This window comes from Seonamhaeicola algicola, assembly GCF_007997385.1.
Taxonomy (GTDB): domain Bacteria; phylum Bacteroidota; class Bacteroidia; order Flavobacteriales; family Flavobacteriaceae; genus Seonamhaeicola; species Seonamhaeicola algicola.
Map to the genome: position 1 here is coordinate 215,117 of NZ_VOSC01000025.1, position 18,888 is coordinate 234,004.

15 protein-coding genes and 1 riboswitch are annotated in these 18,888 nt (G+C 32.2%); of the genes, 12 read left to right on the forward strand and 3 right to left on the reverse strand.

The features are described from left to right. Nucleotides 1–3: 3 nt before the first annotated feature. The 8 genes from FUA26_RS09620 (at nt 4) to FUA26_RS09655 (ending at nt 6,486) form a co-directional block, all read left to right on the forward strand. On the forward strand, nt 4–1,206 hold the full coding sequence (locus FUA26_RS09620; RefSeq protein WP_147135047.1) for a BaiN/RdsA family NAD(P)/FAD-dependent oxidoreductase: 1,203 nt from the start codon (nt 4–6) through the stop codon (nt 1,204–1,206). A 4-nt stretch (nt 1,207–1,210) separates the two neighbouring features. Further along, on the forward strand, nt 1,211–1,744 hold the full coding sequence (locus tag FUA26_RS09625) for a DUF1697 domain-containing protein (RefSeq protein WP_147135050.1): 534 nt from the start codon (nt 1,211–1,213) through the stop codon (nt 1,742–1,744). Between the two features lie 5 nt (nt 1,745–1,749). After that, on the forward strand, nt 1,750–2,835 hold the full coding sequence (locus FUA26_RS09630; protein WP_147135053.1) for a diphosphomevalonate/mevalonate 3,5-bisphosphate decarboxylase family protein: 1,086 nt from the start codon (nt 1,750–1,752) through the stop codon (nt 2,833–2,835). A gap of 79 nt (nt 2,836–2,914) precedes the next feature. Further along, nucleotides 2,915–3,844 (forward strand): mevalonate kinase family protein, encoded by a 930-nt coding sequence (locus tag FUA26_RS09635; protein WP_147135056.1) that lies wholly within the window; start codon nt 2,915–2,917, stop codon nt 3,842–3,844. A gap of 48 nt (nt 3,845–3,892) precedes the next feature. Further along, nucleotides 3,893–4,795, forward strand: a complete 903-nt coding sequence (locus FUA26_RS09640) for a geranylgeranylglycerol-phosphate geranylgeranyltransferase (RefSeq protein WP_147135059.1) — start codon at nt 3,893–3,895, stop codon at nt 4,793–4,795. Nucleotides 4,796–4,909: 114 nt separating this feature from the next. Continuing rightward, a complete protein-coding gene (locus FUA26_RS09645; protein ID WP_147135062.1) occupies nt 4,910–5,734 on the forward strand; it encodes a pseudouridine synthase in 825 nt (274 codons plus the stop codon). Nucleotides 5,735–5,934: 200 nt separating this feature from the next. Continuing rightward, entirely contained in the window at nt 5,935–6,231 is a 297-nt protein-coding gene (locus tag FUA26_RS09650) for a hypothetical protein (protein WP_147135065.1), read from the forward strand. Nucleotides 6,232–6,255: 24 nt separating this feature from the next. Next, nucleotides 6,256–6,486 (forward strand): hypothetical protein, encoded by a 231-nt coding sequence (locus FUA26_RS09655; protein ID WP_147135067.1) that lies wholly within the window; start codon nt 6,256–6,258, stop codon nt 6,484–6,486. On the opposite strand, the gene FUA26_RS09660 is transcribed toward FUA26_RS09655, so the two are convergent. The 3 genes from FUA26_RS09660 to FUA26_RS09670 form a co-directional block, all read right to left on the reverse strand. Beyond that, nucleotides 6,470–7,912 (reverse strand): mannosyltransferase, encoded by a 1,443-nt coding sequence (locus FUA26_RS09660; protein ID WP_147135070.1) that lies wholly within the window; start codon nt 7,910–7,912, stop codon nt 6,470–6,472. The two genes, FUA26_RS09655 and FUA26_RS09660, sit on opposite strands and share 17 nt — an antisense overlap. A 176-nt stretch (nt 7,913–8,088) precedes the next feature. Next, nucleotides 8,089–9,198: a 3-isopropylmalate dehydrogenase gene (gene leuB / locus FUA26_RS09665; RefSeq protein ID WP_147135073.1), complete on the reverse strand. Its 1,110-nt coding sequence runs from the start codon at nt 9,196–9,198 to the stop codon at nt 8,089–8,091. Between the two features lie 11 nt (nt 9,199–9,209). Next, nucleotides 9,210–10,385 (reverse strand): 2-isopropylmalate synthase, encoded by a 1,176-nt coding sequence (locus tag FUA26_RS09670; RefSeq protein WP_147135075.1) that lies wholly within the window; start codon nt 10,383–10,385, stop codon nt 9,210–9,212. Between the two features lie 149 nt (nt 10,386–10,534). Between FUA26_RS09670 and FUA26_RS09675 the strand changes: the two genes are divergently transcribed. From FUA26_RS09675 to FUA26_RS09690, 4 genes are all read left to right on the forward strand, one after another. Beyond that, nucleotides 10,535–12,079 (forward strand): hypothetical protein, encoded by a 1,545-nt coding sequence (locus FUA26_RS09675; protein ID WP_147135078.1) that lies wholly within the window; start codon nt 10,535–10,537, stop codon nt 12,077–12,079. A gap of 85 nt (nt 12,080–12,164) precedes the next feature. Next, nucleotides 12,165–12,290: riboswitch (SAM riboswitch) on the forward strand. A 188-nt stretch (nt 12,291–12,478) separates the two neighbouring features. Continuing rightward, complete coding sequence (locus FUA26_RS09680; RefSeq protein ID WP_147135080.1) at nt 12,479–13,753, forward strand: O-acetylhomoserine aminocarboxypropyltransferase/cysteine synthase family protein; 1,275 nt, start codon at nt 12,479–12,481, stop codon at nt 13,751–13,753. Nucleotides 13,754–14,015: 262 nt separating this feature from the next. Then, nucleotides 14,016–17,414 carry a bifunctional aspartate kinase/homoserine dehydrogenase I gene (gene thrA, locus FUA26_RS09685; protein WP_147135083.1) on the forward strand — a complete coding sequence of 1,133 codons (3,399 nt, stop codon included), beginning with the start codon at nt 14,016–14,018 and terminating at the stop codon, nt 17,412–17,414. A gap of 212 nt (nt 17,415–17,626) precedes the next feature. Then, complete coding sequence (locus tag FUA26_RS09690) at nt 17,627–18,799, forward strand: trans-sulfuration enzyme family protein (protein ID WP_147135085.1); 1,173 nt, start codon at nt 17,627–17,629, stop codon at nt 18,797–18,799. The last annotated feature ends 89 nt before the right edge of the window (nt 18,800–18,888 follow it).

Sequence of the window (18,888 nt, forward strand, 5' to 3'; positions counted from 1 at the left end):
AACATGAATGAAATTATTGTAATTGGTGGTGGTGCAGCAGGTTTTTTTGCCGCTATTAACATTGCAGAACAGCATCCGCAAGCAAATGTTACTATATTAGAAAAAGCTAAGCAAGGCTTACAAAAAGTTAAAATTTCTGGAGGCGGACGCTGTAATGTAACACATGCTGAGTTTATTCCGCAAGAATTGGTAAATAACTACCCAAGAGGAAAAAAAGAACTATTAGGGCCGTTTCATCAATTTATGACGGGCGATACTATTGCATGGTTTGAAAGTAGAGGTGTTGCACTTAAAATTGAAGATGATGGGCGTATGTTTCCAGAATCTAACACATCACAAACCATTATAGATTGTTTTTTAAACGAAGCTAATAAGTTTGGAGTAAATATTAATTATAGTTGTGGTGTAAAATCTGTTAAAAAAGAAGGTTCTACTTGGTGTATTGATACTAATGCAGGTGTTTTTACTGCAGATAAACTGGTTGTAGCAACAGGCAGTAGTGTAAAAATTTGGGAAATTTTAAAAACCTTAAATCATACTATAGTAAAGCCTGTTCCGTCATTATTTACCTTTAATGTAAAAGATGCACGTATTACAAATATTCCAGGTGTTGTGGCGCAAAACGTAACTGTAAAAGTAGTGAATACTAATTTAGAATCTCACGGGCCTTTATTGGTTACACATGTTGGTTTTAGTGCGCCAGCAATTTTAAAACTTTCGGCTTTTGGTGCGGTAGAACTTGCCCAAATGGATTATAAATTTCAAATAGAAATTAATTTTATTCAACAAGATTTTAATGGTTGTTTAAGTAGTTTAAAAAACCTAAAACAAACATTGGCAAAAAAAACAGTATTTAAGTTTTCGCAATTTGATATGCCAAAACGTTTATGGCAACAATTGGTTTTAGCAGCAAATATTGGTGATGGTACCACGTGGGCAGATTTAAATAAACATCAGTTAGAGGCTTTAGCAGCACAACTTACTAAAGCTATTTTTAATGTTAATGGAAAAAGTACTTTTAAAGAAGAGTTTGTTACTGCAGGTGGTGTAGATTTAAAAGAAGTTAATTTTAAAACATTTGAAAGTAAGTACCATAAAAACCTATATTTTGCTGGCGAAGTTTTAAATATTGATGCGGTTACAGGCGGCTTTAATTTTCAAAATGCATGGACAAGCGCTTTCATTGTAGCAAAAAATATAATGTAATTAAATGAAAACATACATAGCTTTATTGCGCGGTATTAATGTTAGCGGAAAAAACAAAGTACCTATGGCAGAACTAAGAGCACTGTTAAGCAAGTTGGGTTTTGCTAATGTGCAAACGTACATTCAAACAGGTAATATAATTTTTCAATCTGCAAATAATAATACATTGGTTTTAGCGGCTGAAATTGAAAAAGGTATACAATCTTGTTTTGGTTTTCAAGTGCCTGTTTTAGTTTTGCAACCAAGTACATTGCATACAATATTTAACAAGTGTCCGTTTCCGCAAAGCGAAAATGAAAACAGCTATTTTATGTTGCTTTTTGCTAAACCCAATAATGCATTAATAAATGATGTGTTACAAATTAATTGCCCTAATGAAACATTCAGTATAACAAATAAATGTGTGTATTTTTACTGTAAAACTGGCTACGGAAAGGCAAAATGTAACAACAATTTTTTTGAACAAAAATTAAAAGTAACCGCAACAGCAAGAAATTATAAAACAATGTTAAAGTTGTTATCTTTGTCTACTCAATGAAAATTATGACAGCACAAAATTTCATCCCAAAACCCTATACCAAAACCATAGAAAACGGTAGTGTAACTTGGCAAGCACCCAGTAATATTGCCTTGGTAAAATATTGGGGGAAAAAGGAAAACCAAATTCCAGCAAATCCATCTATAAGTTTTACTCTAAGTGGTTGTAACACAAAAACAACCTTAACTTATTCAAAAAAAGATACGAATAATACCTTTTCTTTTGATGTTTATTTAAGCGGCGAAAAGCAAGATAGTTTTAAACCTAAAATTGAAACCTTTTTTAAGCGTATTGAAATTTATATGCCTTTTTTAAAAGATTTTCATTTTAAAATTGAAACCGAAAATACATTTCCGCACAGTTCCGGTATTGCTTCATCGGCTTCTGGTATGAGTGCTTTAGCCTTGTGTTTAATGGATTTAGAGCGTTTGTTAAGTGATGCTGAAATAAGCAATAACTACTTTGGCCAAAAAGCCTCTTTTTTAGCACGTTTAGGCTCGGGTAGCGCATGCCGTAGTATTGAAGGAAGTTTAGTGGCTTGGGGTGAGCATCATGATATTTCAGAAAGCTCAAATTTATTTGGGGTTAAATATCCGTTTGAAGTGCATGATAATTTTAAGGATTACCAAGACACCATTTTGCTAGTAGATAAAGGCGAAAAGCAAGTTAGCAGTTCAGTAGGTCATGGTTTAATGCATAATCACCCATTTGCTGAACAGCGTTTTAAACAAGCGCATCAAAATCTTTCAGCTTTAATTACAATTTTTAAAACAGGTAATTTAGAGGCGTTTATAAAAATTGTTGAAAGTGAAGCTTTAACGCTTCATGCAATGATGATGACAAGTATGCCGTATTTTATTTTAATGAAACCCAATACATTAGAAATTATAAATAAAATATGGACTTATAGAAGCAGCACAGGCTCAAAGTTATGTTTTACGCTAGATGCTGGTGCCAATGTGCATCTTTTATACCCAGTTAACGAAAAACAAGAAGTGCTAGAATTCATTAATAATGAATTAGTTGTATATTGCCAAAACGGACATTATATTTGCGACCAAATTGGCTTAGGTGCCAATAAAATAGATTAAAAACTTGGTTTTTGTTTAAAAATACTGTAATTTTATTAAACAAAAATTAAGGTAACGCCCCTTAATCTGACTGGAAATTATGAAAGGACCATTATTTTATTCTAAAATTTTACTCTTTGGTGAGTATGGAATTATTAAAGATTCCAAAGGGTTATCAATACCATATAGTTTTTATAATGGTGCTTTGAAAACTGATGAAAATCCATCAGAAACTGCTATAAAATCTAATCAAAGTTTAAAAAAGTTTACAGATTATTTAGCTACAATTGATGCTAATTTAGTGTCTTTTGATATTGAAGCCCTAAAAAATCATGTAAATGCGGGTATGTATTTTGATTCTTCAATTCCGCAAGGTTATGGTGTTGGTAGTAGTGGTGCTTTAGTTGCTGCCATTTATGATAAATATGCCCATGATAAAATTACCGTTTTAGAAAACTTAACAAGAGAAAAGCTTTTAAAGTTGAAAACCATTTTTTCGGCAATGGAATCTTTTTTTCACGGAAAATCATCAGGCCTAGATCCTTTAAATAGTTATTTAAGTATTCCTATTTTAATAAATTCAAAAGATAATATTGAAGCTACAGGAATTCCTTCGCAAAAAGCAGATGGTAAAGGTGCTGTATTTTTATTAGATAGTGGTATTATTGGAGAAACGGCACCAATGATTAGCATTTTTATGGAAAATATGAAGCAAGAAGGTTTTCGTAAAATGATTAAAAATCAATTTATAAAACATACCGATGCTTGTGTGGAAGATTTTTTGAAAGGCGATGTGAAATCATTATTCAACAATACAAAGCAATTATCAAAAGTAGTTTTAAGTCATTTTAAACCTATGATTCCAGTGCAATTTCATGAGCTTTGGAAAAAAGGATTAGAAACAAATGACTATTATTTAAAGCTTTGTGGTTCAGGTGGCGGCGGCTATATTCTTGGTTTTACTGAAGATATTCAAAAGGCAAAACAAGCACTTTCCGATTATAAATTAGAAGTAGTTTACAACTTTTAATACCTTTATATTATCTAGCGTTTTTTAAGATAATATATTCCATTTTTTATGCTTTCACGAAAACAGAAATACATATTGTTGAAGTTTTTTAGTATGTTTTCTGTGGTTAGAGGCTACAATATTTTGGTTGTTGTAGTGGCGCAATATTTAACATCTGTTTATATTTTAGCCCCAGAAAAACAGTTAAGAACCGTGGTTTTTGATGTTAATTTGCTTATGCTTGTATTAGCATCGGCAGCAGCAATTGCTGGAGGTTATATTATTAATAACTTTTATGATTCTGAAAAAGATTTAATCAACAGGCCAATTAAATCTAAACTAGATAAATTAATAAGCCAAAATACCAAACTGTCTTTTTATTTTGTGCTCAATTTTATAGCCGTAATATTAGCCAGCTATGTTGCGTTTAATGCGGTTTTATTTTTTTCGGTATATATTTTTGGTATTTGGTTTTATTCGCATAAATTAAAAAAAATGCCAATGGTTGGTAATGTTACTTCGGCGGTGTTAACCATATTACCTTTTTTTGCCATTTTTATGTACTACAAAAATTTTGACACCGTTATTTTTGTACATGCTACTTATTTATTTTTAATAGTTTCAATGCGCGAGCTCACAAAAGATTTAGAAAATATTAAAGGAGATTTAGCTCAAAATTATAAAACAATACCCATTACTTACGGTGAAAAGGCATCAAAAGCAATGCTAACCATATTGTCGGCTTTAACATTAATACCAACATATTTACTACTGTTTAAATACAGCATTGGGCACATGTACCTTTTCTTTTATTTAAGTATTGCATTACTACTTTTGTTTTTAATTATACTTTGGAAATCACAAACAAAAACACATTATTTAATACTTCACAACATTTTAAAATTTATTTTATTAGTAGGTGTTTTTAGTATTTTATTAATTGATGTAGGTGTTATTTTGAATAGAATTTAGAGCTGTTTTAAGGTGTTGAAACAGTTTTTTTAATGGCTTCTAATCAAATATAAATCAGTTGATAAAAAATCGAAAATCACAATTTAAAGCATATCTTTGTCAAAAATTTCAAGTATGAATAGGCAACGCGGAGGAAAACCACAAGGCAGAAAAGCATTTAGTAAAAATGCAAAAGATAATGAAAAAGATAGAGCGCCAAAACCCAAACCACAGGTAAAAAATAATAGTAATAGTACAGATATTAGGTTAAATAAATACATTGCTAATGCGGGTATTTGTTCACGTAGAGAAGCTGATGTACACATTGCCACAGGTTTAGTTACCGTAAATGGAAAAGTGGTAACTGAAATGGGTTATAAAGTAAAACCAACTGATGAAGTGCGTTATGATGGTTCTAGAATTAGCCCAGAGCAAAAAGCGTATGTGCTTTTAAATAAACCAAAAGGATTTGCTACCACCACTAGTGAGGGTAAAGGAAGAACAGTTATGGATTTGGTAGCAAACGCCACATCATCTCGTATTAAACCTATTGGTCGTTTAGGGCGAAACTCAAAAGGATTATTACTCTTTACAAACGATAAAGATATTGAAGACAAATTTAAAAGTTCAAAAAAAGGCGTGCCACGTTTATTTCATATTGAACTAGATAAAAATTTGAAATTAGAAGATTTAAAGAAAATTCAAAACGGTTTCAAAATTCAAGATAAATTAATTTCTGTTGAAGAAATTAGCTATGTTGATGGCTCATCAAAAAAAGAAGTTGGTTTAAAAATTAAAAATACGGGTAACACAATAATTCGTACAATTTTTGAGCATTTTAATTATGATATTTTAAGTATAGATTGTGTTGCTATTGCACATTTAACCAAAAAAGATATACCACGCGGGCATTGGAAACACCTATCAAAAGAAGAACTTACCATGTTAAAAATGATATAAAAAAAAGCCACACTAATTTACAGTGTGGTTTTTTTTAAAGTTAACAATTACATAATACAACCGTTTTATTTTTCATGTTTCATTTGTAGCGGCGTTATAAACAATAATTTTCAATTTATTTTTTAGTTGTTTTTAAAAATAATTTTTAATTTAACACTATTGTTTAAGTAACCATTTTACCAAATAACCCCAAAAATAAAATGATACGTAAAATTGTAGATTACCAAAAACTGAATCAAGATATTTTAAATCTTCTTGTAGAAAAGTTTCCTGATGGGTATGATGATGATGACATTATATCGTTCAGAAATGCTAAAAACGAAATAATTGAAGCTGTTGAAGTTAAAACAGATGATACCGTTTATTTAGTAAAAGTTGGTAAGCGCCTGGTACAGGCAATGCAAGATTTTGGAGACGATGATGATGATAATGATGACGACTCTAATGACACGCCACCACCAACGCCAGAAGGCGACTTTGATGACGATGAAAATTAATTATAAGATTCCTTTTTACAACGCATGAAAACCGCAGTTTTTAAATCATATCAAAACGGATACTTTACGTTTTGGTTTGATAATGGGGATGAATTGGCTTTTGAAGAAGTGCATCCCAAAGCTTTATACAAATACAACTTAAAAGAAGATAAAGCTCTAATAGACCAAACATTTAAATTAACCTATTCTGAAATATATGATGATTTAGATAGTTCTGTAATTTACAGAATAGACTCGCTTACGCTACTTGCTTAGGTTGGTTAAAAATTTCCCAAATAAATACGCTGTAAACAATTAAATACTCAATACCAATTATAATGAGGTTTTCTTGTTTGCTAGCATTACCTATTTGTATGTACGCTAAATAGCTTAAAATAATTATATAGCTCCAAACTAACGGAAATTTATAATTTGTAAAAATAGATAGTGCTAGAAGTGTAACCACATACCAAGGGTGTACAGTGGTAGATATAAAATAATAAAAACTTAAAGCCATTAGCATGGCTACAATAAGTTGTTGTAGGCCAATACGTTTTTTTAAAAAGGTGTTAATTAATACAAATAAAATTACCAAAATAGGTATGGCTTTGCCAATAATAGCTATTTCATTATAACCTCTAAATGTATAACCAACAGCGCGTGCTATGTAATAAATACTAGCATTAAACTCAAAGTTTTTAAACCACAACCCAACCGTTTGAGTGTAGTTAGAAACAAATTGTAAAGAAAAAAATGGCGCAAAAAGTAAAACTGTGGTAATACCTACTACAGTATAAAACACAATAAGTTTTTTTATATTTTTGAATAGTAATGATTTATTAATGCTGTGTTTATCATGATGTTTTAAATTACTTTTAAGATGTAATATTTTACTAGTATTTAATGGATACGTAGTAAACCATTGAAAAAATAAAGGTAAAAATAGTAATGGTATTAATTTAGTAGCTATTGATAGTGCTAAAACTACAGCACTCCAAATCCAATTTCCTTTTTGAAGTAAATATAAACTCCAAATTAAAAAGAAAACCATAACACCTTCAAAATGTAAATTTCCGGTTAGTTCAATAATAATAAACGGGTTTAACAATAGCCAAAATATATTGTGTATGGGTAAGCCAAGGGCTTTAAGTAATTTTTTTCCAAAGTAAAAAGATCCAAAATCAGCAGCAATTATAATAAGTCGTAAGCCAATTACGGAGCTTAAAATACTATTTCCTGGTATTAGGTTGGCCAAAACAAAGCAAAACTGGTTTACTGGTGGGTAGTTTGTAAAGTGGCTAGCATTTAAATAGCCCATGCCATAATAAAGGCTTAAAGCGTTTTCAAAAGGGTAATTATTAGCATCTATAAAACTAGAAACGGTGTGTAAGTAGGGGTTGTAACCTTCTAAAATCATGTTGCCATCCCAAATAAAACGGTAAAAATCTTGTGATAAATTAGGTATAGCTACAATAAAAACGGCTCTAAATAAAAATGTAAAAGCTGTTAAAAGGGTAATGTTTTTTTTATAAGTACTAACAAGCCAATAAAAAAAGGCAAAAAGCGCTGTGTAAAGTGCGGTAAGTTTTAAGTATTCTGTACGTTGTAAGTTATAAGCAAAATTAAAATACACAAATAAGCTTAATACACTTAATAGAATTGGTGTTTTAAGAGGTTTTAGAATAGAAAGATTAATTTGCATAGGTTAAATATACTACTATTTGTTTGTAGTGAGAATTTTATAAAACTTACCTAAATATTTAAAAAAGGTGATTGAATAGTGTATAAGTATAACCATTAAAAAAAGAGCACTTAATGTGCTCTTTTTGTTTCGGACGTCTGTAGTTTTAATTGTGTTTTGGCGACTAACTCAAATAATTAAATGATTGTTGACTGTCCTAAATGTATGTTAGTAAAGTTTAGATTGGTCTCGTCTGGATTATGAATAAAATCTTCAATAAAATCACCCACTTTAGTGGTGCTTATATTGTCATATTTTGTATTCAAATCTGGTGTTGTAATGTGTAGTTTTAAAGCTTTATCAACACCTTCTCTAACCAAAGATGCCTCGTCATATAAACCAAAATGATCTAACAACATGGCAGCTGATAAAATAGATGCTATTGGGTTTGCAATACCTTTATTAGTAGCTTTTGTGTATGCACCGTGAATAGGTTCAAACATAACATGGTTGTCTCCTATTGAGGCTGAAGCTAATAAACCAATGGAACCAACAATTACACTGGCTTCTTCAGATAAAATATCGCCAAACATATTTTCAGTTAAAATAACATCAAACTGTCTGGGGTTAATAATTAGCGCCATGGCTACATTATCAATATAACGGCATTCTAAAGTTACATCGGGGTATTCAGTAGCAATTTCTTTAACTACTTTACGCCAAAGCCTTGAGCTAGCAAGTACGTTGGCTTTGTCAACTAATGTTAATTTTTTCTTGCGTCCCTGAGCTGCTTTAAATGCTTGGTGCGCTATACGCTCAATTTCTTTACGGGTATATTTGCAAACATCAGAAGCTTCGGTATCACTGTAGTGTTTGTCTCCAAAATAAATACCACTGGTAAGTTCTCTGTAAATTAAAATATTAGTACCCTTTATTTGTTTTACTTTTAATGATGATTTGTTTAATAAATCTTCATAAGCAATAACGGGCCTAATATTGGTGTGTAAATCAAAGGTTTTGCGTAAGCCTAAAAGACCTTGTTCTGGGCGTACATCAACTGATGGGTCATCGTACTTTGGGTTTCCAATGGCGCCAAATAAAATAGCATCTGCTTTGTCACAAGTGCTAATAGTTTCTTCGGGTAATGGTACACCAGTTTTTTCTATGGCACTAGCACCAACTATAGCTGTTTTAAAAGTAAATACATGGTTAAACTCCATAGCTATAGCTTTTAAAACCTTAACGGCTTGTGCTGTAACTTCGGGTCCTATACCATCGCCTGGTAAAACAGCTATATTTAGTTTCATACCTATTATTTTTATGCCGAAACGATATCTTTGTAAACAGAGCTAGACTCTACAATTTGATGAATATCATTATCGTCTATTTCTTTTTTCTTATCAGCAAATTCTAAAAATTTAGTGTAAACTTCATCTAATTGAAGTTTTGTTAACTCATAACCTACATTTTTAGCTCTGTAGGCTAATGCAGCTCTACCACTTCTAGCTGTTAATACAATAGCAGATTCTGTTACACCAACATCTTTTGGGTCTATAATTTCATAAGTTTCACGGTTTTTAATTACACCGTCTTGGTGTATGCCAGAACTGTGTGCAAATGCATTGGCACCAACAATAGCTTTATTTGGCTGTGTGTAAATACCCATGCTATCTGAAACTAATTGGCTTAAACCGTAAAGCATTTCAGATTTTATGTTTGTATCAAGATTTAAGTAAGGGTGTTGTCTTAAAATCATTACTACTTCTTCTAAAGCGGTGTTTCCTGCGCGTTCACCAATACCGTTAATTGTACACTCAATTTGTCTGGCGCCGTTAATTACACCTTCAATTGAATTAGCGGTTGCTAAACCTAAATCATTGTGGCAATGACAAGATAATATGGCTTTATCAATACCTTTTACATTTTCTTTTAAATATTTAATTTTTGCACCGTATTCATGCGGTAAACAGTAGCCTGTAGTATCTGGAATGTTTAAAACTGTAGCACCAGCTTTAATAACAGCTTCACAAACACGTGCTAAATATTCATTATCAGTTCTACCAGCATCTTCAGCATAAAACTCAACATCTTCAACAAACGATTTTGCATAACTTACAGCCTTTACTGCACGTTCAATAATAGCTTCTTGGGTAGATTTAAATTTGAATTTTATATGAGATTCAGAAGTACCAATACCAGTATGTATTCTTGGTTTTTTAGCAAGTTTTAATGCCTCTGCCGCAACTTTTATATCGTTTTCAACTGAGCGTGTAAGTCCACAAACAGTTGCGTTTTTAACTATTTTTGAAATAGCTTCAACAGATTTGAAGTCACCAGGACTAGAAACAGGGAAACCAGCTTCAATAATATCAACGCCTAAAAGATCAAGCTGTTCAGCAATAACTAACTTTTGTTCAGTATTTAGTTTACAACCAGGAACTTGCTCGCCATCTCTTAGCGTAGTGTCAAAAATTTGTACCTTATTATCAGACATTTATTAAAATATATTTTCTTATTCTTTTACGAATGTATATTTTGGTTTCGTAAAACACAGAACTTTAATTGCTTTTTTTACGATGTTTAACCAGTTAGCTTTAGGGTTAAATATTTGTTTTACAGTATTTTAACTATGTTTTTAAGCCTATGACAAGAGAGCAAAAAGATAATTTGTTTGTTTTGGTAAAATCATTATCTAAGTCAGAAAAAAGACAATTTAAACTTTATGTTGGCCGATTGGGGGTGAATGAAGACTCAAAATTTTTGTTATTATTTAATATTTTAGATAAACTAACCAAATATGATGAGGCTGCCATACTAAAAAAGGGTATTGTAAAAAAGCAGCAGCTATCAAACCTAAAAGCGCATTTATACAAGCAAATACTAATAAGTTTAAGGTTAAACCCATCACACCAAGATGCACGCATACAAATACGCGAACAGCTTGATTTTGCTACTATTTTATACCATAAAGGGCTTTATAAACAAAGTTTAAAAATATTAGAAAAAGCTAAAAACATGGCCATAGCAAATGAAGAAAAAAACATTGCTTATGAAATTGTTGAGCTTGAAAAAATAATTGAATCACAATACATTACACGTAGTTTAAGCAATAGGGCTGATGAGCTTACCATACAAGCCAAAGCGTTAAGCCAGCAAAATGTTGTAGCAAGTAAATTGTCTAATTTATCACTGCAATTGTACGGGTTGTTTTTAAAAACAGGCTATGTTAAAAACGATGCCGAAACCAAACGTATTACAGAATATTTTAATGCCAGATTACCAGAATATGATATAAACGATCTTGGTTTTAGAGAAAAACTATGGCTTTACAAAGCGCATTTATGGTATAGTTTTTTAACACAAGATTTTTTATCATGCTACAAATATGCTACAAAATGGGTTACTTTATTTTATGACAATAAAGACATGATAGTGCTAAATCCCGTATTCTTTTTACGCGGAAATCATTATTTATTAGAAGCATTGTTTTACCTACGCCAGCATGAAAAATTTAAAGAGTATTTAAATAAATTAGAAACAGTAACCCAAGAAAAATGGTTCCCGTCTGATGATAATATTGAAGGCTTAACCTTTTTGTACTTATACACAAATAGGTTTAATCTTCATTTTATTGAAGGTAGTTTTAACCAAGGATTACCCTTAATTGATGAGGTTTTAGAACAGTTGAAAAATTATCAAGACAGAATTGATGAACACCACATAATGGTATTTTATTATAAAATTGCCAGTATGTATTTTGGTGCCGGAAACAATAAAGGATGTATTGTGTATTTAGAAAAAATAATAGATAATAAATCACTACAAATGCGAGAAGATTTATTATGTTTTTCGCGTATTTTAAATTTGGTAGCGCACTACGAAGCTGGTTTAGATTATAATTTAGACACCCTAATAAAAAGTACCTATAAATTTTTAATAAAAATGGAAGATTTATACGAAGTACAAAAAGAGTTTATTAAGTTTTTACGAAGATTGGGTGATATTTATCCGCATGAGGTTAAAAATGAATTTATAAAACTACACAAAAAACTAAAAGAGTTTGAAGAAGACCCTTACCAAAGCAGAGCATTTTTGTATTTAGATATTATTTCGTGGTTAGAATCTAAAATTGAAAATAAACCAATAGGACAAATTATTAGAGGTAAATTTGAAAAGAATTTAAACTGATTTTTAAAATTTCTTGTTAAAAATTTGGAAAATACACTTTTCTATTTGAATATTTGCATTCACAAAGTTCAAAACACTTATTGAAATGTTATCAAGAAAGGTGGAGGGAATAGACCCTGTGAAGCCTTAGCAACCTCCCGAATTTATCGGAAAAGGTGCTAAATTCTACTTAAACTACCAATTCATTTATTGGTGTTTGGATAGATAACTTAACAAAACTACTTCCTGTAGTTTTATATTTCTTTATAACATTTTTCTATTAAGTACGCTTCATTTTGAAGCATATTTGGCTTTTTGTTTACAAAAGAATTTTAAGATGTTTTTCATCTATATTCTTTAAAAATGAATATTCTTACAAAAACGAGAATTTATATAATTAACTAAAAAGATATTAGAAAAATGAGTAATCAAAAATTAGCAACAAACGCATTACACGCAGGGCATGATGTAAAAGCAAACGGAGGTACAAGGGCAGTGCCTATTTACCAAACAACATCGTATGTTTTTAATAACTCTGATCACGCTGCAAACCTGTTTTCATTACAAGAATTAGGCTTCATTTATACACGTTTAAATAACCCAACAAATCAAATTTTGCAAGAGCGTTTAGCTGCTGTTGAAGGTGGTATTGGTGCGGTTGTGTTTGCATCAGGTACAGCAGCTATTTCAACAGGTTTATTAACACTTTTAAAAGCGGGCGATCATATTGTAGCTTCAAGTAGTTTATATGGTGGTACTTACAATTTGTTAAATGTAACTTTACCGCGTTTAGGAATTACAACTACATTTGTTGATGCCTCTAACCCTGATAATTTTAAAGATGCAGTGCAAGATAATACTAGAGCCTTTTTTGTTGAGTCTTTAGGAAACCCTAAATTAGATGTGTTAGATTTAGAAGCTATTGCTGCACACTCAAAAACAGCTGGTGTACCGTTTATTGTTGATAACACAGTGGCTACACCTGCATTGTTAAACCCAATTAAGCATGGTGCTAATATAGTAATTCACTCATTAACAAAATACATTGGTGGGCAAGGTACATCACTTGGTGGTGCTATTATTGATGCTGGAACTTTTGACTGGGCAAACGGGAAATTCCCTGAATTTACTGAGCCTTCAGCGGGTTACCACGGGTTAAAATACCATGAAACACTTGGTGCAGCATCATACACATTTAAACTAATTTTAGAAGGCTTGCGTGATTTTGGTGGTGCTATTAGTCCTACTAATGCGTTTAATATTTTACAAGGTTTAGAAACTTTACCAGTTAGAATTAAACAACATAGTGAAAATGCCTTAGAGTTAGCAAAATGGTTAGAAGCCCAAGATGAAGTTGCATGGGTAAACTATCCTGGTTTAGAAAGTAGTAAGTATAATGCTTTAGCTAAAAAGTACTTACCTAAAGGGCAAAGCGGTATTGTTACTTTTGGCCATAAAGGTGGTTTTGATGCGGCTAAAACTATTGCAGACGAAACTCAAATTTTCTCATTATTAGCCAATATTGGCGATACAAAATCTTTAATAATCCATCCGTCAAGTACTACGCACCAACAGTTAGATGAAGCGCAACAAGCTAGTGCGGGTGTATCTCCAGATTTAATTAGGTTATCTGTTGGTATTGAAGATATTGAAGATTTAAAAGCAGACCTTAAACAGGCTTTTGCTAAAATATAATTAACATTTATACACAAGCCTGCAAGAAACATAAACTTGCAGGCTTTAATTGATATTGGCAGGTATACCTGCGTTAGGGATAGAAACGGCATCCTTTTTTGTGTAGCCAAATATGCCGCTGTTACGAGGTGGCACAACGAAGTAATCTGTTGCTATTAGGAGATTGCTTAACAATGTTAGTAATGACATGATGAACTATAAAACAAAAAAGATATAGTGTATAGCCCGACCTGATAAGGTAACGCCCAAAATTTATAATACTTTGAAAAACGAATTGCAACATATAACAATTAGTAATTACACTACCGAAAGTGGTGTTACTAACCCCGAAATTAAGCTTAGTTATCAAGTGTTTGGTAAGGCTTTAGGTACAGCGCCAATAGTATTGGTAAATCATGCACTAACGGGCAATAGTAACGTGGCAGGGAATGATGGTTGGTGGAAAGATTTAATTGGAGAAAATAAGGTGATTGATACAAATACGTATTCAATTTTAGCCTTTAATATTCCAGGAAATGGGTTTGATGGTTTTGTAATAGATAATTATAAAGATTTTGTAGCGCGCGATGTTGCTAAACTTTTTTTACAAGGTTTGCAGATTTTAAAAACAGGAAAGGTTTTTGTTACCATTGGCGGCTCTTTAGGAGGCGGAATTGCTTGGGAAATGGCTGTTTTAAAACCTGATTTCACTGAGCATTTGGTAGTTGTGGCAACCGATTGGAAATCTACCGATTGGTTAATTGCTAATTGCCAAATACAAGAGCAGTTTTTATTGAATTCTAAAAACCCAGTGCATGATGCTCGCATGCATGCTATGTTGTGTTACCGCACGCCAGAGTCATTTAAAGAGCGTTTTAAACGTACTAAAAATGAAGATTTAGAGATTTTTAATGTAGAGAGTTGGTTGTTGCACCATGGAAAAAAATTGCAAGAACGTTTTCAATTATCGGCTTATAAATTGATGAATCAATTATTAAAAACTATTGATGTTACTAAAGGCAGAGAAGAAGATTTTAATGTGTTAGATAACATTAAGGCTAATATACATATTGTTGGCGTAGATTCAGATTTGTTTTTTACAGCAGAAGAAAATAGAGAAACACACAAACAATTAGCTTTAACACACCCTAATGTTACTTACAACGAAATTCACTCTGTTCACGGGCACGATGCTTTTTTAATGGAGTATGAGCAGTTAGAGCATATTATTGAGAGTATTTTTGTGCCAAACTCTAAAAATAAACGCATAAAGGTGTTGAAATTTGGTGGAAAATCTTTAGCCAATGGCAAAGGTTTAGAAACCGTATTGTCTATTATTGAAGCTAAAGTAAATGCCGGAGAGCAAATAAGTGTTGTGGTATCGGCAAGAGGTTCAGCTACTGATGATTTAGAGGCTATTTTAAACAAAGCCATTAAGGGTAAACCTTATAAAAACGATTTAGAGGCTTTTAAAAAATACCAACAGTTACCTGCTGAAAGTATAGATTTTTCAGAAGAATTTTTATTGTTAGATAAGTTATTTGAAGGGGTTAGTTTGTTAGGAGACTACAGTAAAAAAACAAAGGATAATATTTTGGCGCAAGGCGAATTATTATCGGTTAAACTTATTGCTAATTTATTAAATGCTCGTGGTATAAAGGCTAAAGCTACCGATGCGCGAAACTTAATAAAAACCGATGCCGCTTTTGGTAATGCACAACCGCTATCAAAACTTTCAAAAGAAAACACAAAAAATTATTTCAAACAAAATACAGGTGTTGTAAATATTGTAACAGGTTTTATTGCTTCAAATTTAAATAATGAAACTACTACTTTGGGTAGAAACGGCAGTAATTATACAGCGGCTTTATTAGCTAATTTTTTAGATGCCGAAGAGCTTCAAAACTACACACATGTTAACGGTATTTATACCGCCGACCCTAATTTAGTGCCCGATGCTAAACAAATTAGAGAACTCTCTTTTAGTGAAGCTAATGAGTTGGCAAACTTTGGTGCCTCTGTTTTACATGCTAAAACTATTATTCCGCTGGTTGAAAAAAACATTAACTTACGTATACTAAATACGTTTAATGCAAATGATGAAGGTACATTAATTACGGCTAAACCAAGTGCCAAGGAAGTAACATCATTATCTGTGTTAGATAATGTGGCGCTTTTAAACTTAGAAGGCCGTGGGTTATTGGGTAAAATTGGCGTAGATGCAAGAATTTTTGGTGCATTAGGTAGTTCGGGTATTAGTGTAAGTATTGTATCTCAAGGCTCTTCTGAAAGAGGTATTGGCTTAATTATAGATGCAAATCAGGCAGCACAAGCGGTAGCTGCTCTAGAGCGCGAGTTTGCAACCGATTTTCAATCGCAAGATGTAAACAATATTGCTGTAAATAATGATGTGGCTGTTATATCTATTGTAGGTATTGAGTTGGCCTCGTTTCATAAACCTTTCAACGCATTAATAAAAAACCAAATTACACCATTGTTATTTAACAATACAGTAACGGGTAAAAATGTAAGTTTAGTTGTTAAAAAAGCACAATTACACAAAGCGTTAAATGTTATACATGGCGAAGTATTTGGAGTTTCTAAAAAAATAAACATAGCCATTTTTGGTCATGGTGGTGTTGGTGGTGCGTTAATTAATCAAATATTAAAATCAAAAAACGATATTGAAAAACGCAAGGGCATCAATTTAAATGTGTTTGCTATTGCTAATTCAAAAAAACTACTGCTAAATAAACAAGGCGTAAATGCCAATTGGGAGCAAGCTATAATTGATAGTCATACAGAAAGTAGTGTTAATGATGTTATATTGTTTGCTAAAAATAATCATTTAGAAAACCTGATAGCTGTAGATAATACTGCTAGCGGTACATTTCATAATAACTACAAACCTTTAGTTGAAGCTGGTTTTGATTTAGTGTCGTCAAACAAAATAGCAAATACTATTTCGCATGCATTTTACAAAGATTTGCGAGTGCATTTAAAAGAACATAAAAAGCAATACCTTTATGAAACTACTGTTGGTGCAGGTTTGCCCTTAATTGATACAATTAAATTATTACATGAGTCTGGTGAAAATATAACCAGGATACGCGGTGTGTTTTCTGGAACCTTAAGTTATCTATTCAATAATTTTTCGGTTGAAAATAAGCCGTTTAGTGAAATTATACAGGAAACAATTGATAAAGGTTTTACAGAACCCGATCCGCGGGAAGATTTCTCTGGAAATGATGTGGCTAGAAAATTATTGATTTTAGCCAGAGAGTTAGATTTGCAAAATGAGTTTGAAGATGTTGCTGTGCAGAATTTAATTCCAGAGGCTTATCAAAACATATCGGTTGCAGATTTTTTAAGTCAGTTAAATGTTCTGGATGCGCAATACCAACAAATAAAAGATAGCCAAAAAGCAGGACATGTGTTGCGCTACGTGGGCGATTTATCGGGTGATTTATCGCAGGATAAAGGTAATTTAGAAGTAAAATTAGTATCTATACCCGAAGATAGTACCTTGGGGCATGTAAAAGGGAGCGATGCTATTTTTGAAATTTTTACTGAGAGCTATGGCAAACAACCCATTGTAATACAAGGTGCTGGTGCAGGTGCTGAAGTTACAGCGCGTGGTGTTTTTGGTGATATTTTAAGGTTGAGTAAGTATATTAATTAGTAAAACAAACAGCAAAAAGCTTGTAAATAAACCTGGTGTTTGGGTTTGAAATTATACTTAGCATTTGGTGCATTAGGGATTGAAGCGGCATCCTTTTTTGTTTTTCTCAAAAAAGATATAGCGTAAAGCCCGACCTGAAAGGGAATGCCAAAAAATAATAATTAAATTAAAGTTTTTAAGGTTTTAATGACTTTTTAAAGTGAATAGATAAGATGAGCAAAGAAAAAAAACAGTTTGAAACAGAATCAATACGAACACAGTCTGAAACCACGCAGTTTTCAGAACATTCAGTACCATTATACATAACTTCTGGTTTTGTGTTTGATGATGCTGAAGAAATGCGCGCATCATTTGCAGAAGAAAAACAACGCGATTTATATAGCCGTTACAGCAACCCTAATACAAATGAATTTATTGATAAGGTATGTAAAATGGAAGGGGCAGAGGCTGGTTTTGCTTTTGCAAGTGGTATGGCAGCTGTGTTTTCAACGTTTGCGGCATTACTAAGTGCAGGAGATCATGTGGTGTCATGCAGCTCGGTTTTTGGTGCTACGCACGGGTTGTTTACTAAATACTTACCAAAGTGGCATATAGATTTTTCGTATTTCAATATTAATGAACCCGAAACTATTGAGGCTTTAATTAAGCCAAATACAAAGTTTATTTATGCCGAAACACCAACAAATCCGGGGGTTGATGTGTTAGATTTAGAGTTTTTAAGTGCGCTTTGTAAAAAGCACAATTTATTGTTAATAATTGATAATTGTTTTGCTACACCGTATTTACAAAACCCTATAAAGCACGGTGCAGATTTGGTAGTGCATTCGGCTACTAAATTAATGGACGGACAAGGGCGTGTACTAGGTGGTGTTACTGTTGGTAAAAAAGAACTTATTAGAGACATATACTTGTTTTCGCGTTTAACAGGGCCATCTATGAGTCCGTTTAATGCTTGGGTATTATCAAAATCTTTAGAAACCTTGGCTGTGCGTGTAGAAAAGCATTGCGAAAATGCTTTAAAATTAGCAACGTTTTTAGAGGGGCACCCAAAAATAACATGGGTTAAATATCCGTTTTTAAAATCGCACCCAAAATATGATATTGCCAAAAAACAAATGCGTTTAGGTGGTAATATTGTAGCTTTTGAAGTTGAAGGAGGTATTGAAGGCGGGCGTAATTTTTTTGATAACATAAAAATGTGTTCGCTTTCTGCAAATTTAGGTGATACACGCACCATTGTAACACATCCTGCAAGTACCACACACGCCAAAGTAGAACCCGAGGTTAAAGCTGCTGTAGGCATTACTGATGGCATGGTGCGTTGTTCTCTTGGTTTAGAACATATTGATGATATTATAGCAGATTTTGAACAGGCTTTGAAATAGTTGAAAAAATGTCAGCCTGAAATTTTTTCAGCTATTTAAATGTAATATTGAACAGTAATTTTAAATAATTACTGTTTTTTTTGTTTAAA